The 14,985-nt window shown below is 64.5% G+C and carries 14 protein-coding genes and 1 pseudogene; 11 read left to right on the top strand and 4 right to left on the bottom strand.

Annotated elements, in window-relative coordinates:
- Nucleotides 1-99: 99 nt before the first annotated feature.
- Nucleotides 100-1,494: an argininosuccinate lyase gene (gene argH, locus RAC97_RS14895; RefSeq protein ID WP_375102043.1), complete on the bottom strand. Its 1,395-nt coding sequence runs from the start codon at nt 1,492-1,494 to the stop codon at nt 100-102.
- A 311-nt stretch (nt 1,495-1,805) separates the two neighbouring features.
- On the opposite strand from argH, the gene RAC97_RS14890 reads away from it, so the two are divergent.
- From RAC97_RS14890 to rsd, 7 genes are all read left to right on the top strand, one after another.
- Nucleotides 1,806-2,546, top strand: coding sequence for a LytR/AlgR family response regulator transcription factor (locus tag RAC97_RS14890; RefSeq protein WP_375102044.1), 741 nt, complete (start codon nt 1,806-1,808; stop codon nt 2,544-2,546).
- 97 nt (nt 2,547-2,643) lie between these two features.
- The gene (gene hemC / locus RAC97_RS14885) at nt 2,644-3,585 is read left to right on the top strand and encodes a hydroxymethylbilane synthase (RefSeq protein WP_375102045.1); all 942 of its coding nucleotides are present in this window, start codon (nt 2,644-2,646) and stop codon (nt 3,583-3,585) included.
- Nucleotides 3,582-4,349, top strand: coding sequence for a uroporphyrinogen-III synthase (locus RAC97_RS14880; RefSeq protein ID WP_375102046.1), 768 nt, complete (start codon nt 3,582-3,584; stop codon nt 4,347-4,349). Before hemC ends, RAC97_RS14880 begins: the two co-directional genes overlap by 4 nt.
- Before the next feature lie 46 nt (nt 4,350-4,395).
- Nucleotides 4,396-5,511 (top strand): uroporphyrinogen-III C-methyltransferase, encoded by a 1,116-nt coding sequence (locus RAC97_RS14875; protein WP_375102047.1) that lies wholly within the window; start codon nt 4,396-4,398, stop codon nt 5,509-5,511.
- Nucleotides 5,508-6,746 carry a heme biosynthesis protein HemY gene (locus tag RAC97_RS14870; RefSeq protein WP_375102048.1) on the top strand — a complete coding sequence of 413 codons (1,239 nt, stop codon included), beginning with the start codon at nt 5,508-5,510 and terminating at the stop codon, nt 6,744-6,746. The genes RAC97_RS14875 and RAC97_RS14870 overlap by 4 nt, the downstream gene beginning before the upstream one ends.
- A gap of 247 nt (nt 6,747-6,993) precedes the next feature.
- Entirely contained in the window at nt 6,994-7,500 is a 507-nt protein-coding gene (locus RAC97_RS14865) for a disulfide bond formation protein B (RefSeq protein ID WP_375102049.1), read from the top strand.
- 232 nt (nt 7,501-7,732) lie between these two features.
- The gene (gene rsd / locus RAC97_RS14860) at nt 7,733-8,203 is read left to right on the top strand and encodes a sigma D regulator (protein ID WP_375102050.1); all 471 of its coding nucleotides are present in this window, start codon (nt 7,733-7,735) and stop codon (nt 8,201-8,203) included.
- Nucleotides 8,204-8,212: 9 nt separating this feature from the next.
- Here rsd and RAC97_RS14855 read toward each other — a convergent pair whose 3' ends face one another.
- Nucleotides 8,213-8,878 carry an FKBP-type peptidyl-prolyl cis-trans isomerase gene (locus RAC97_RS14855; RefSeq protein WP_375102051.1) on the bottom strand — a complete coding sequence of 222 codons (666 nt, stop codon included), beginning with the start codon at nt 8,876-8,878 and terminating at the stop codon, nt 8,213-8,215.
- A gap of 224 nt (nt 8,879-9,102) precedes the next feature.
- Here RAC97_RS14855 and RAC97_RS14850 point away from each other — a divergent pair, with 224 nt between their 5' ends.
- Entirely contained in the window at nt 9,103-10,143 is a 1,041-nt protein-coding gene (locus RAC97_RS14850; RefSeq protein WP_379671494.1) for an AlgP family protein, read from the top strand.
- Here the strand turns inward: RAC97_RS14850 and RAC97_RS14845 are convergent.
- Nucleotides 10,119-10,601, bottom strand: a complete 483-nt coding sequence (locus tag RAC97_RS14845; RefSeq protein WP_375099980.1) for a TIGR02444 family protein — start codon at nt 10,599-10,601, stop codon at nt 10,119-10,121. The two genes, RAC97_RS14850 and RAC97_RS14845, sit on opposite strands and share 25 nt — an antisense overlap.
- 69 nt (nt 10,602-10,670) lie before the next feature.
- Between RAC97_RS14845 and RAC97_RS14840 the strand changes: the two genes are divergently transcribed.
- Both RAC97_RS14840 and RAC97_RS14835 read left to right on the top strand, forming a co-directional pair.
- Complete coding sequence (locus RAC97_RS14840; RefSeq protein ID WP_375099981.1) at nt 10,671-12,581, top strand: ATP-binding cassette domain-containing protein; 1,911 nt, start codon at nt 10,671-10,673, stop codon at nt 12,579-12,581.
- Nucleotides 12,581-13,168 (top strand): mechanosensitive ion channel domain-containing protein, encoded by a 588-nt coding sequence (locus RAC97_RS14835; protein WP_375099982.1) that lies wholly within the window; start codon nt 12,581-12,583, stop codon nt 13,166-13,168. The genes RAC97_RS14840 and RAC97_RS14835 overlap by 1 nt, the downstream gene beginning before the upstream one ends.
- An 80-nt stretch (nt 13,169-13,248) precedes the next feature.
- Here the strand turns inward: RAC97_RS14835 and elbB are convergent, their stop codons facing one another.
- A complete protein-coding gene (gene elbB, locus RAC97_RS14830) occupies nt 13,249-13,914 on the bottom strand; it encodes an isoprenoid biosynthesis glyoxalase ElbB (protein ID WP_375099983.1) in 666 nt (221 codons plus the stop codon).
- 113 nt (nt 13,915-14,027) lie between these two features.
- On the opposite strand from elbB, the pseudogene RAC97_RS14825 reads away from it, so the two are divergent.
- Nucleotides 14,028-14,654 (top strand): annotated as a pseudogene (locus RAC97_RS14825) (sterol desaturase family protein); the annotation flags it as partial.
- Nucleotides 14,655-14,985: the final 331 nt, after the last annotated feature.

Below are 14,985 nucleotides of genomic sequence, written 5' to 3'. Positions count from 1 at the left end.
GGGGCCGCGGTTCGGCGCCCCGGCAGGCCCGCTGAGCACGCTTGAAACCGGCGGGGAGCCCGCGAACACCGGCGAAGCCGGTGCCCGCGTTGCGACGGCTTAACGCGAGGCCAGCAGGGCCTGGCCGCGCACCACTGCCGCGCGCACTTGCGCCGGAGCGGTACCGCCGATGTGGTTACGGGCGTTGACCGAGCCTTCCAGGGTGAGCACGGCGAACACGTCCTGCTCGATCTGGTCGCTGAACTGGCGCAGTTCGTCCAGGCTCATCTCGGCCAGGTCCTTGCCGGTGTCCACGCCGTACTTCACCGCATGGCCGACGATCTCGTGGCAGTCGCGGAACGGCAGGCCACGGCGCACCAGGTAGTCGGCCAGGTCGGTGGCGGTGGAGAAACCGCGCAGGGCCGCTTCGCGCATGATGGCGTGCTTGGGCTTGATCGCCGGGATCATGTCGGCGAAAGCGCGTAGCGAGTCGCGCAGGGTATCGGCGGCATCGAACAGCGGTTCCTTGTCTTCCTGGTTGTCCTTGTTGTAGGCCAGCGGCTGGCCTTTCATCAGGGTCAGCAGGCCGGTGAGCGCGCCGAACACGCGGCCACTCTTGCCGCGTACCAGCTCCGGTACGTCCGGGTTCTTCTTCTGCGGCATGATCGAGCTGCCGGTGCAGAAACGGTCGGGCAGGTCGATGAACTGGAACTGCGCGCTGGTCCACAGCACCAGTTCTTCGGAGAAGCGCGACAGGTGCATCATCGCCAGGCTTGCGGCGGCGCAGAATTCGATGGCGAAGTCACGGTCGGAGACGCCGTCCAGCGAATTGCCGGCCACCGCCTCGAAGCCCAGCAGCTTGCAGGTCAGCTCACGGTCGATCGGGTAGGTGGTGCCGGCCAGCGCTGCGCTGCCCAGGGGCATGCGGTTGGTGCGCTTGCGGCAGTCGACCAGGCGCTCGTAGTCGCGGCTGAGCATTTCGAACCAGGCCAGCAGGTGGTGACCGAAGGTCACTGGCTGGGCGGTCTGCAGGTGGGTGAAACCGGGCATGATGGTCTCGGCTTCGCGCTCGGCCTGCTCCAGCAGGCCCTTCTGCAGGCGGGTGATTTCGCCGAGGATCAGGTCGATCTCGTCGCGCAGCCATAGGCGGATATCCGTGGCGACCTGGTCGTTGCGGCTGCGGCCGGTGTGCAGCTTCTTGCCGGTGATGCCGATGCGGTCGGTCAGGCGTGCTTCGATGTTCATGTGCACGTCTTCGAGGTCGACGCGCCAGTCGAACTTGCCGGCCTCGATTTCACCCTGGATGGTATTCAGGCCATCGACGATCGCATCGCGCTCGGCGTCGCTGAGCACGCCGACCTGCGCCAGCATGGTGGCGTGGGCGATCGAACCCATGATGTCGTGGCGGTACAGGCGCTTGTCGAAGTCGACCGAGGCGGTGAAACGGGCGACGAAGGCGTCGACGGGCTCACTGAAGCGGCCGCCCCAGGACTGATTGGTCTTGTCGGTGCTCATGGATTCACTCGTAGCAGGCGTGAACGAAAAAAGTGGCGCCGATCATAGCAGGGTTGGGGCCGCCGCCGCAGGGCGCTGGTCGCCGGAAACCGCCGAAAAACCATTGGCGTCGCAGGGCATGATGATATTCACCGATTGAACGGCAGTGTTCCACGGACCGTCTACAGTTGGACAAAGGGCTGGCAGTGTTCTGTCAGGCCACTGAATCTTTGGCCTTCGCATGGGTCTGTAAGCCTGACCGCGATAACGGTCGACCGACTCCTGTCTACGTGCTAACCCGTGCGAGACTCACTCAGGAATCCAGCACCATTATGAATGTCCTGATCGTTGATGATGAACCCCAAGCCCGCGACCGCCTGAGCCGCATGCTCGGCGAGCTGGAGGGCTACACCGTGCTGGAGCCCAGCGCCACCAACGGCGATGAGGCCCTGGCCCTGATCGAAAGCCTGAAGCCGGACGTGGTCCTGCTGGATATCGGCATGGTGGGCCTGGATGGCCTGCAGGTGGCAGCACGCCTTTGCGAGCGTGAGGCGGCGCCAGCCGTGGTGTTCTGCATCGAGGACCAACAGCAGCCCCAGTTCAAGGACAGCCCGCTGAGCCATGTGGCCAAGCCGGTCCAGCCCCAGGCGCTGCGCGACGCCTTGCGCAAGGCCGACAAGCCCAGTCGTGGCCTGCTGTCGGCGCTGACCAGCCCAGCCGGCGACAGCGGCACGGGGCCGCGCAGCCACATCAGCGCACGAACGCGCAAGGGCATCGAGCTGATCCCCTTGCCCCAGGTGATCTACTTCATCGCCGACCACAAGTACGTCACCTTGCGCCATGAGGCCGGCGAGGTGCTGCTCGACGAGCCGCTCAAGGCGCTGGAGGACGAGTTCGGCGAACGCTTCGTGCGTATCCATCGCAACGCACTGGTCGCCCGCGAGCGCATCGAACGCCTGCAACGTACGCCGCTGGGGCATTTCCAGCTGTTCCTCAAGGGACTCGAAGGCGACGCCCTGACCGTCAGCCGACGGCATGTGGCCGGGGTGCGCAAGATGATGCAGGCGCTCTGAGGCTGCAGCGTACACGCAGCCTTCCTTGACCCAGGCCTGCTGGTAATGCCGCCGTAGCTGTTATCATCGGCGGCATTTCTCTGCTTCGGGGCGTTTCATGTCCACTCGCGAAATCCGCATTGCCACCCGTAAAAGTGCCTTGGCTCTCTGGCAGGCCGAACATGTCAAGGCGCGCCTTGAGCAGGCCCACCCGGGCCTGGTCGTGACCCTGGTGCCGATGGTCAGCCGCGGCGACAAGCTGCTCGATGCGCCGCTGGCGAAAATTGGTGGCAAGGGCTTGTTCGTCAAGGAACTGGAAACAGCCCTGCTGGAGAACGAAGCCGATATCGCCGTGCATTCGATGAAAGACGTGCCCATGGACTTCCCCGAAGGCCTGGGCCTGTATTGCATCTGCGAGCGCGAAGACCCACGCGATGCGTTCGTTTCCAACCGCTTCGCCAGCCTCGATGCGCTGCCGGCCGGCAGCATCGTCGGCACCTCCAGCCTGCGGCGCCAGGCGCAGTTGCTGGCGCGCCGCCCGGACCTGGAAATCCGCTTCCTGCGCGGCAACGTCAATACCCGCCTGGCCAAGCTCGATGCCGGCGAGTACGACGCTATCATCCTTGCCGCAGCGGGCCTGATTCGCCTCGGTTTCGAACAGCGCATCACCTCCAGCATCAGTGTCGACGACAGCCTGCCGGCGGGCGGGCAGGGTGCCGTCGGTATCGAATGCCGCAGCGCCGACCTCGAGATCCACGCTCTGCTGGCCCCCCTCAACCACAAAGACACCTCCGACCGGGTAGTGGCCGAGCGTGCCTTGAACAAGCGCCTGAACGGCGGCTGCCAAGTGCCGATCGCCAGCTATGCGGTGCTCGAAGGCGAGCAGTTGTGGCTGCGTGGCCTGGTCGGTCAGCCCAGTGGCGGCACGCTGCTGGTGGCCGAGGCGCGGGCCGCCCGCAGCAATGCCGAAGCCCTCGGTGTGCAGGTCGCCGAAGACCTGCTCGATCAGGGGGCAGAGGCGATTCTCAAGGAAGTCTACGGCGAGGCCGGGCACCCGTGAGTAGCTGGCGCCTGTTGCTGACACGTCCCGCCGAGGAGTGCGCGGCACTGGCGCAACAGCTGGCCGCTGTCGGCATTTGCAGCTATAGCCTGCCGCTGCTGGCGATCGAGCCGCTGGGCCTGGATGCGGCGCAGCAACAACGCTTGGCCGCGCTTGCGCAGTACCAGGCGATCATAGTGGTCAGCAAGCCGGCGGCCCGCGTGTTGCTCGAGCGGCTGGCCGAAGCTGGCCTGCCTGCGCCGCGCCAGGGTTGGTTCACGGTGGGCGAGGCGACGGCATGTATCCTCCAGGCCCAGCACTTGCAGGTGCGCTGTCCCGAGGAGGGCGACGACAGCGAAGCCCTGCTCGCGCTTCCCGCCCTGCGCCAGGCCGTTGCCGTCCAAGGTGCGCGGGTGTTGATCGTGCGTGGGCAGGGTGGTCGTGAACTGCTGGCCGAGCGTCTCGCCGAGCAAGGTGCTAGTGTCGATTATCTGGAACTCTATGGCCGTCGCCTGCCAGAGTACCCCCGCGACAGCCTGGTACGTCTGGTCGAAGGGGAACGCCTCAACGGCCTGGTGGTCAGCAGTGGGCAGGGTTTCGAACACCTGATGCAACTGGCGGGTGCCGACTGGCCGCGCCTGGCGCAGTTGGCGCTGTTCGTCCCTAGCCCTCGGGTTGCCGCCCAGGCTCGCGCGGCAGGTGCCCAACAGGTTGTGGATTGCCGTGGCGCCAGCGCCACGGCTTTGCTGGCAGCCGTGCAGCGTAGCGCTGCACCTGCCCCTTAAGGCGCCAAGCGGACTGCGACGGCGCCCCCATGCATAGGATGGATACGTGAGCGAAACTGTCTTGCCAAACAACGAACGACCCACGGCGGGCGATACGCCGGAGCCCTCCGTCGCGCAAGCCACCGTTGCACAACCACCCAAGCGCGCGGGCAATGGCTTGGCACTGTTGGCGCTGTTGATCGGTGCGGCAGGGGTGGCCATTGGCGGTTGGGGTGCGTGGCAGGTGCGCCAGCTGCAAGGCAACGAACAGGGCCAGGGCGAGCACCTGGATGCCTTGAGCCAACGCGCCGAAGCCTTGCAGCAGCGCCAGCAGCAGTTCGGTACCCAGCTGGCGACCCTACCGCCTGCCAGCGAGCTGGAAGACCGCCGCCGTTTGGTGGCGCAGCTGCAAAGCGACCAGCAGCGCTTGAGCCAGCGCCTTGAGACCGTGCTTGGCGAGAGCCGCAAGGAGTGGCGCCTGGCGGAGGCCGAGCATCTGTTGCGCCTGGCAACCCTGCGCTTGTCGGCGCTGCAGGACGTCACCAGCGCCAAGGCGCTTGTCGAAGGCGCCGACGAGATCCTGCGTGAGCAAAGCGACCCCGGCGCCTTCGCTGCGCGCGAGCAACTGGCCCGCAGCCTGGCAACGCTCAACAGCACCCAGCAGCCAGACCGTACTGGCCTGTTCCTCAAGCTGGCCGCCCAGCGCGAGCAGGTCCAGCAGCTCAGTGCCCAGTCGCCAGAGTTCGAGGCCAACGCCGACGCCCTGGGCGCCTTGACCTCCGATGGTGATGGCGCCAGCCGCTGGTCGCGGTGGTGGGCGGAAATTTCCAAGTACTTCCAGATCGAGTTCGGCGCCGACGAAAACGTGCGCCCGCTGCTGGCCGGGCAGTCGCTGAACCAGTTGCGCCTGGCGCTGAGCCTGACCCTCGAGCAAGCCCAGTGGGCTGCGCTCAATGGCGAGGAAAAAGTCTACAACCAAGCGCTGGACGATGCCCGCAGCGTGTTGCTGGCCAACTTCAACGTGGACAACCCGCAGAGCAAGGCCATGCTCGACAGCCTCAACGCCCTGGCCGAACAGCCCGTCTCGGTAGTGGTGCCGGACCTCGCCGAGAGCCTGGCGGCGGTGCAGGCGTACATCCAGCGACGTCACTTGCCGGTCGAGGGCGAAGGGGGCAAGCCATGAAGCGTGTCTACCTGCTGGCGGTGCTGGCGATCGTCATCGCGGCGGGGCTGGGGATCGCTATCGCCAAGCACAGCGGCTACGTCTTGATCGCCTACGGCGGCTTCCGCTACCAGTCGGGGCTGTGGGCCGCATTGGCGGTGTTGGTGGCGTTGGTGCTGGCGCTGCTGCTGTTGAAATACCTGGTCGGGCTGGTACTGGCATCTACCGGGGTGGTGAACCCCTGGTCACGACGCAACCGGGGTCGACGCACCCGTATTGCCATCGAGCAGGGCCAACTGGACCTCGCCGAAGGCCGTTGGGCAAGTGCCCAGCGTCATCTGCATCGCGCCGCCGAGGCCGAGCGCCAACCGCTGCTCTATTACCTCGGCGCTGCCCGTGCGGCCAACGAGCAAGGGCGTACCGAGGACAGCGACAACCTGCTTGAGCGTGCCCTCGAGCGCCAGCCCCAGGCGGAGCTGGCCGTTGCCCTGACCCATGCGCAGTTGCAGATGGACCGGGGCGACAGCGATGGCGCGCTGGAAACCCTGCTGGCCATGCACGAGCGTCATCCCCACAACGCCCAGGTGTTGCGCTTGCTGCAGCGCCTGTATCGCGAGCGTGGCGACTGGCCGGCGCTGATTCGCCTGTTGCCCGACCTACGCAAAGGCAAGGTGCTTCCGGCAAGCGAATTGAGCGAGTTGGAGCAGCGAGCCTGGGGTCAGAACCTGACACTGGCGGCTACCCGTGGCGAGGAACCCCAGGCAGCGCGCCAGGCTCTGGAGCGCGCCTGGCAGCAGCTCACTTCAGCCCAGCGCCAGGAGCCTCAACTGGTGTCGGCCTACGCCGAACAATTGCGCCAGCTGGGCGCCCAGGGTGAGGCCGAGCAGGTGCTGCGCGCGGCGCTCAAGCGTCAGTACGAAAGCCACCTGGCCCGGCTCTATGGCCTGGTACGTGGTGATGACCCGGCTCGTCAGTTGCAAGTTGCCGAAGGGTGGCTCAAGGAGCACCCGCAGGACCCAAGCCTGCTGCTGACCCTGGGTCGCCTGAGCCTGCAGAACCGTCTGTGGGGCAAGGCCCGCGACTATCTCGAGAGCAGCCTGCGCCTGGAGCGTAACCCCGAAACCTGTGCGGAACTTGCGCGTCTGCTGGCTGGGTTGGGCGAAACCGAGCGTAGCAACCAGTTGTTCCAGGAAGGCCTCGGCCTGTTGGACTCCCGACTGCTGGCCCTGCCGCTGCCTGAAGGTGTCAAGGTCTGACGGTGTTCAGGAGAAAGCCCGGCACCCGCACTTCCAATGGTGTTGGCCAGCCGGGCTGAAGTATGAAGTTCATATTTGTCATGTAGGAAATCGGACTTTTAGTAGTGAGGGCTAGGAACTCTCCTACGTCACGGTCAAAAGTTTCCTTGTTAATCAGGGAGTTGTCCCATTAGTAGTGTCTTGAAACAAAGCGCTTGTTTCCACTAACGTTTCAAACCACTTTTCTACATTGGGACGTACATCGCTCATGTCGCTGGCCTGCTTGCGCACCCTGTTTCTTCCCGCCTTGCTTGGGTCGTTGGCCACGTTGCTGGGGGCGATCCTTCTAGAAACCCATATCGGTCTGCTGCCTTGCCCGCTTTGCCAGAGCCAGCGGCTGGTCCTCGCGCTGTACGCATTGGTATGCCTTTGCGCCATGGTGCATGCGCCGGGGCCTGCCGGTGAGCGCCGATACCAGGCGGCAGCCTTGGCCTTCGCGGTGTTCGGGGCCCTACTCGCGGGACGGCATGTCTGGCTGCAGGGGGAGTGGTCGTCCATGGCCGGGTGTCCACTGCCCTTGGGGCAGGTGAATTGGCACATCTGGCGAGAGGCCCTGGAGTGGCTGTTCGTGGGCGGTGCGGACTGCGTCTCGATCACCTGGAGCTTTCTCGACCTGACCGTCCCGGAATGGAGCCTGTTAGCGTTCCTTCTACTGGCCTCGCTGCCCCTGTCGCGCCTGCTGGCGTATCGTTTCCGCAACCTGGGCAAAGCTTGATCCAGAGCAATCGCCTCGGCCTTTGCTCGACCAGTGGTCCGCTGCAGGGGCATCAAACGCTTGTATGAACTTAGTCCACTGCGTACCTTGATGGGCAGCACGCACGGGAATAATCTCCCAGCACGCTCACTGAAAAACACAACTGCTCGATGCCGTTCTGCTGATGTCACCTTTGTGCTACACGGTTGTAGTGCGAGGTGCAGCGGCATCTACCCAGAAGGGAAGAATCGTCATGCTCGATAGTTGTCAGAACGCTCAGGAACGCTGGGGTGGGGTTCACAAGCTGATCGACCGCTGGTTGCAGGAGCGCCAGGAGCTGGTGCACGCCTTCCGGGCCCTGCGCGATGCCAAGCCGGCCTTTGCCGACAAACTCCAGAACCGCGATTTCTGCGCGATCCTGGTCGACTATGTATCGGCTTGGCATTTTGAGGTGTGCGAGCAGTTGGTCAGCGAAGCCAAGGCATTTGGTGACGAGAAGGCGCTCAAGCTGGCCGAAGAGATAAACCCTCGCATCAACGACAGTACCCAGATCGCCCTGGCGTTCAACGACCATTGCGAGAAAGGGGAGTGCAAGGACACCGAGCGCTTCGCCGAGAAGCTGCGCAAGTTGGGTAGCCTGCTGCACGAGCGTTTCGAATTGGAAGACTGCCTGATCGAAGTGCTGCACAACGCGCACAAGGAAGAGGGCCTGGTGCAGGCCTGATGGCCTGCTTCAGTCGGCTACCGACAGCAGCTCGATCTCGAATACCAGAGGGGTGTAGGGCGCTATCAAGTCACCTGCACCTTCCGCGCCGTAGGCTTGGGCCGACGGCACCACCACCCGCCATTTCGCACCGGCTTTCATCTTCGGCAACGCCACCTGCCAACCCTCTATCACCGAACCCAGGCTGAACCACTGCGGTTGCAGGTTCTGGTCGAACACCGAGCCATCCGGCAATTTCCCCACATAGCGTACCTGCACCCTGCCGCCTGCCTTGGGCTGAGCACCATTGCCGCTGGCCAGCTCGGTGTAGAGCACACCCTCGGCCAGTTCGTGCACGCCTGCGCGGGCGCGTTCGTTGGTCAGGAAGCGTTTTTCCGCACTCTGCACTCGCTCTAACTCGGCTTGTTGCGCTGCCGCATTGGCCTGTTCTTCGTGTTGCGCGAGGATGGCTTGCATGCGTGCCTTGTCGATGCGTGGTGGCTGGCCCTGATAAGCCTGGCGCAGGCCCTCTATCAAGGCGTCAAGTTGCAGACCCGGCATCTCCTGGCGCAAACGCTCACCTAGGCTGGAGCCCAGGCTGTAGGCCAGGTCCTGGTCGTTTGTGGGGGGAGTGTCGGTGGCGGCGAAGGCGCAGGGCGCCAAAAGATACAGGCCGAAAATCAGATAACGGGGCACGGTCGACTCCTGCTGCAAGAGCGCAAAGTATGCCAGCGTTTGTTGCCCGGTAATGTGTAAATATCTGCAATGACTTAATCGCGAACTACACTTGCACGCAGCTGCAAGATAACAACTTTGCCCAGGCATGCAACGCGGCGCAAACAATACTGTCAACATGCCCTAGCGGCGGTAGCAGCAGAAGCATAGTATGAGCCGCAATCTCGTCAGCCAGGAGGTAAGCCATGTCGGCCAGAAACAAGCCAGTCAGTACGCCTTTGCACCTGCTCCAGCAACTTTCCGGTAGCCTGCTCGAACATTTGGAAGAGGCCTGCTCGCAAGCGCTGGCTGATGCGGAAAAATTGCTGGCCAAGTTGGAGAAACAACGTGGCAAGGCGCAGGAGAAACTACACAACGCTCGCCTGAAGTTGCAGGATGCTGCCAAGGCCGGAAAAGCCAAGGCCCAGGGTAAGGCCAAAGGCGCTATCGGCGAACTTGAAACCCTGCTCGATTCGCTGAAAGATCGCCAGACGCAAACCCGTACTTATATTCAGCAACTCAAGCGTGATGCCCAGGAAAGCCTGAAGTTGGCCCAGGGCGTTGGCAAGGTTCGCGAAGCTGCGGGTAAAGCCTTGGGCGCACGTACTGCCGCTGCCAAGCCGGTTGCCTCGAAAACTGCCGCCAAGCCTGCCGCCAAGCGTGCTGTGAAGACCGCTGTCGCGAAACCCGCTGCCAAGCCTGCCGCGAAGACCGCTGCCGCGAAACCCGCTGCCAAGCCTGCCGCGAAGACCGCTGCCGCGAAACCGGCTGCCAAGCCTGCCGCGAAGACCGCTGCCGCGAAACCGGCTGCCAAGCCTGCCGCGAAGACCGCTGCTGCGAAACCGGCTGCCAAGCCTGCCGCGAAGACCGCTGCTGCGAAACCCGCTGCCAAGCCTGCCGCGAAGACCGCTGCCGCGAAGCCAGCCGCCAAGCCTGCCGCGAAGACCACTGCCGCGAAACCCGCTGCCAAGCCCGCCGTCGCGAAACCCGCCGCCAAGCCTGTTGCTAAATCCGCTGCCGCCAAGCCCGCTGCCGCGAAGCCAGTAGCCAAACCTGCTGCGAAACCCGCTGCCGCGAAACCTGTTGCAAAGCCCGCCGCGAAACCGGCGGCTGCCAAGTCCGCAGCGCCCAAGCCTGCGGCTCCCGCCGCTGCACCGGCCCCAACCACCAACTCGGCAAGCCCCGCCAGCGCGACTTCGTCCGTTCCGACCAGCACCCCGGCTCAGTCACCGTCCACGGCGTCCTGAAGCCCCTTGGCCGCGGCGCGCAGCTGTCGCAGCGCGTCGTGGTCGCCGGCCTGCTCCGGCACCAGCCACTCCAGCCAGTCTCCCGTAGGCCCGCCCGGGCTTGCGGGCCACTGCTGCGCATGCGCCTGCAAACGCGTCAGCAACGTGCGTTCTGCATCCAGTTCCAGCGTTTTGACGCGCTCCCGGAGTGTCGTCAGTTGCACATCACCCCGTGCAGGGCCGCGCCATTCACGACGCAGTGCACGCAGCGGACCTATCACGTTCCGCTGCCATGGCTCGGCGATGTCCCTCAACTCCTGCGCGCGCAAGACGCTGGCGGGTACCTGCCGCCTCTGCAGCCAAGTGGCGCACAGCAACAGGCACACATCGCCCCCCAGTTCCTGCAAACTTAAGCAGGCATTCTCCACGCCGGGCCGTGCATACAAGGCCAGGGCATGATTCCAAAGTTCGTCGTGCATGGTTCGCTCGCGCCAATGATCGAGTGGCCTGTGTGGCCCATCCGGAAGCTGATAGACTCCGCGACCATCATGATCAGACTATCGAACCTCACTTTACAGCGTGGTCCACAGCGCCTGCTAGAAGGCGCCGAGATGACCCTGCATACCGGCCACAAGGCCGGTTTGATCGGTGCCAACGGCGCCGGTAAATCCAGCCTGTTCGCCTTGCTGCGTGGCGAGCTGTCCCAGGACGCCGGCGACTGCCAGGTTCCCGGTGACTGGCGCATCGCGCACATGCGCCAGGAGGTCGACACCCTCGACCGCCTGGCCGTGGACTACGTACTCGACGGCGACCTGCGTCTGCGTACGGTCCAGGCCGAGCTTGCCGCTGCCGAGCAGGCCCACGACGGCAACGCGGTGGCACGTCTGCACAGCGAGCTGGACAGCGCCGATGGCTACACCGCCGATGCGCGCGCGCGCAAGCTGCTGGCCGGCCTCGGCTTTACCAGCGAGCAGATGGATCGCCGGGTCGGCGACTTCTCCGGTGGGTGGCGGATGCGCCTGAACCTGGCCCAGGCACTGATGTGCCCTTCCGACCTGCTGCTGCTTGACGAGCCCACCAACCACCTTGATCTCGACGCCATCCTCTGGCTGGAAGAATGGCTCAAGAGCTATCCCGGCACGCTGCTGCTGATTTCCCACGACCGCGACTTCCTCGACGCCGTGGTCGACCACGTGCTGCACGTCGAGCAGCGCAAGCTGAACCTCTACAAGGGCGGCTACAGTGCCTTCGAGCGCACCCGCGCCGAGCGCCTGGCGCAGCAGCAGCAGGCCTACGAGAAGCAGCAGGCGCAGCGCGCGCACATGGAAAAGTACATCGCCCGCTTCAAGGCCCAGGCTACCAAGGCCCGCCAGGCGCAAAGCCGAATCAAGGCCCTGGAACGCATGGAAGAGCTTTCGGCCGCCCACGTCGATTCGCCGTTCGACTTTGTCTTCCGCGAGGCACACAAGCTCTCCAGCCCGTTGCTGGACCTTTCCGAAGCGCGCTTGGGTTACGGCGAAAAGGCCATCCTCGAGAAGGTAAAGCTGCAATTGGTCCCCGGCGCGCGCATCGGCCTGCTTGGCCCCAACGGTGCCGGCAAGTCGACCCTGATCAAGAACCTCGCCGGCGAACTCGAGCCCATCGCCGGGCGCCTGGCCCGTGGCGAGAACCTCGCCGTCGGCTACTTCGCCCAGCACCAGCTCGACTCGCTGGACGACAAGGCCAGCCCGCTGCTGCATCTGCAACGCCTGGCGCCGGCCGAGCGCGAGCAGACCCTGCGCGACTTCCTGGGTGGCTTCGACTTCCACGGCGACCGGGTGGATGAGCCGGTGGTGAATTTTTCCGGTGGCGAAAAGGCGCGCCTGGCCCTGGCGTTGATCGCCTGGGAGCGGCCAAACCTGCTGCTGCTCGACGAACCGACCAACCACCTCGACCTGGAAATGCGCCTGGCCCTGACCATGGCCTTGCAGGAGTTCAGCGGCGCCGTGGTGGTGGTTTCCCACGACCGTCACCTGCTCAAGAGCACCACTGACGACTTTCTCCTGGTGGCTGATGGCAAGGTCGAGGCCTTCGACGGCGACCTGGACGACTACAGCCGTTGGCTGATTGACTTCCGTCAGCGCAGCGCACCGGTCAGCAACACGCCGGTCAACCCGGACAAGACCGACAAGAAGGCCCAGCGCCAGGCCGCTGCCGCACTGCGCCAGCAGCTCGCACCGCACAAGCGCGCCGCCGAGAAGCTCGAAGCCGAGCTGGGCCAGGTGCACACGCAACTGGCCGAGATCGAAACGGCACTGGGCGACAGTGGTCTCTACGACAACGCACGCAAGGAGGAACTGCGCGACCTGTTGGCGCGCCAGAGCAAGCTCAAGCAGCGTGAAGGCGAGCTGGAGGAGGCATGGATGGAAGCCCTGGAAACGCTGGAAAGCATGCAGGCCGAACTTGAGGCATTGTCCTGATGGAGGAGCTGCGCGGGCTGCTGCCGGGACAATGGATGGACGCGTTCTGGCTGGGGCTTCAGGTGCTGTTGATCCTGACGTTCGCGTTCATCCTGCAACGTATCGTCGGCCGCGCGCTAAGCCGCCTGGGTGATCGCTACCCGCTGCCGCCGGAGCTGCTGGTGCCGGTGCGCGCAGGTCTGCGCTGGTTGATCGTGGGCAGCGCGTTGCTGTTCGTGCTCGAGCGCATGGGCGTTTCCGCCACGGTGCTGTGGACGGCCTTGTCGGGTTTCGTCGCGGTGGCGGCGGTGGCGTTTTTCGCCATCTGGAGCGTGCTGTCGAACCTGCTGTGTGCGGTGTTGATCTTCACCGTCGGGCCGTTTCGCATCGGTGATGTGGTGGAACTGGTCGACACCACTGACAAGCCGGGGGTAAAGGGCCGGGTCATCGCCATCAACCTGCTGTACACCACGTTGATGGAAACCCCGGAGGCGGGTGGTGCACTGGTGCAGGTGCCGAACAGCCAGTTCTTCCAGAAAGCCGTGCGTCGTTGGCGCGGCGCCGAGGCCCAGTTGGCCTTGCAGGAAGCCCCAAGCCAGGCGGACTGATACCGGGAGCGCAGCAGACCCCGTAGGAGCGGGCAAGCCCGCCCCTACACGAAGTGCGCAGGTTTTCGGGTATGAGCGCTTCAGTCGGCTTCGTGGGTCAGCTCCAGTACGCGATCCACCAGTTTGTAGATTCCACCCGCCGCTTCGCTGATCGACTTGGCCAGCATGTAGGCCGGGGTAGTCACCAGCTTGCGCTGGGTGTCCTCGACGATGTCGTGTACATCGCATTCCTCATGGGTACCGCCCATCTTCACCACCGCCGCGCTGGTGTCGGCATCGTTGCCAATGGTGCAGACCACGCCGGGGCCATAGATCTTCGCCGCCAGGGCAGGAGAGATGCAGATCAGGCCCACCGGCTTGCAGGCATCGGCGAAGGCTTCGGCCAGGGCCAGCACATCCGGGTGCACGCTGCAGCCCGCGCCTTCGACGGCAAAGTTGGAGAGATTCTTCGCGGCACCGAAGCCGCCAGGCACGATCAGCGCGTCGAAGTCCTGCACCTTGGCTTCGCGGATGTCCTTCACATCGCCACGGGCAATGCGCGCAGATTCCACCAGCACGTTGCGCGACTCGGGCATCTCTTCGCCGGTGAGGTGGTTGATCACGTGCATCTGCGGGATGTTCGGCGCGAAGCACTGCACCTGGGCGCCACGTTGGTCGAGGCGCAGCAGGGTGATCACGCTTTCGTGGATCTCGGCGCCGTCATACACGCCACACCCGGAAAGAATCAACGCAACTTTTTTCGTCATGCTTGTTACTCCAGTATCGAGGCGCTAAATGTCCTCTAGTTTGGCAGATGTGGCCATAGGGTTCGCCCACGCCTGGGCCTAATCTCTGGAGAGCCCCCAAAGAGACGCTGCCCATGGACCTGATTCTGCTGGCCGTGCCGTTCTTCTTCGTGTTGATCGCCGTGGAGCTGGTGGCCGACCGTGTGCGTGGCCAGCGCAACTACCGGCTGGCCGACGCCATCAACAGCCTCAGCACCGGCGCCTTGTCGACCAGCACCGGGCTTTTGACCAAGGGCGTTGGGCTGGTGACCTACGCCATCGCCTGGGAGCACCTGGCGCTGCTGCGCCTGCCGGAGGGGGCGCTGTGGGTGTGGTTGCTGGCGTTCGTGCTCTATGACCTCTGCTACTACTGGCTGCATCGCCTGGGGCACGAGCGTAATGTGCTGTGGGCGGCGCACTCGGTGCACCACCAGAGCGAGGAGTACAACCTCACCACTGCCCTGCGCCAGACCAGTAGCGGCTTTATTTTCTCGTGGATCTTCTACTTGCCGCTGGCACTGCTCGGCGTGCCGCCCCTGGTGTTCATCACCGTGGCGTCGTTGAACCTGCTGTACCAGTTCTGGGTGCACACTCGCCATGTGCCGAAGCTCGGCTGGCTCGAGTGGGTATTGATCACGCCGTCCAACCATCGCGTCCACCATGCACAGAATCCTTTGTATTTGGATCGCAACTACGGCGGTGTGTTCATTATCTGGGACCGCCTGTTCGGCACCTTCCAGGAAGAAGACCCGCGCGAGCCGGTCGTCTTTGGCGTGACAACGCCGCTGGCGAGCTGGAACCCGCTGTGGGCCAACCTGCAGTTCTATGCCCAGCTGTGGAGCGATGCCCGGCGTACCCGCAGCCTGCGCGACAAACTGCGTATCTGGTTCATGCCAACGGGCTGGCGGCCGGCCGATGTGGCGCAGGCAGACCCTCAGGCCAAGCCGGACCTGGCGCTGTTTCGCAAGTTCGAGGTGCCTTTGGGCAAGGCGCAGCAGGTGTACGTGGTGGTGCAGTTCGCGCTGTACATCGCGCTGGGCAGCTACCTGATGG

Origin of the sequence: Pseudomonas sp. LS_2, from assembly GCF_042709235.1 — a bacterium.
GTDB lineage: Bacteria > Pseudomonadota > Gammaproteobacteria > Pseudomonadales > Pseudomonadaceae > Aquipseudomonas.
This window is presented reverse-complemented; position numbering and strand designations above follow the sequence as displayed.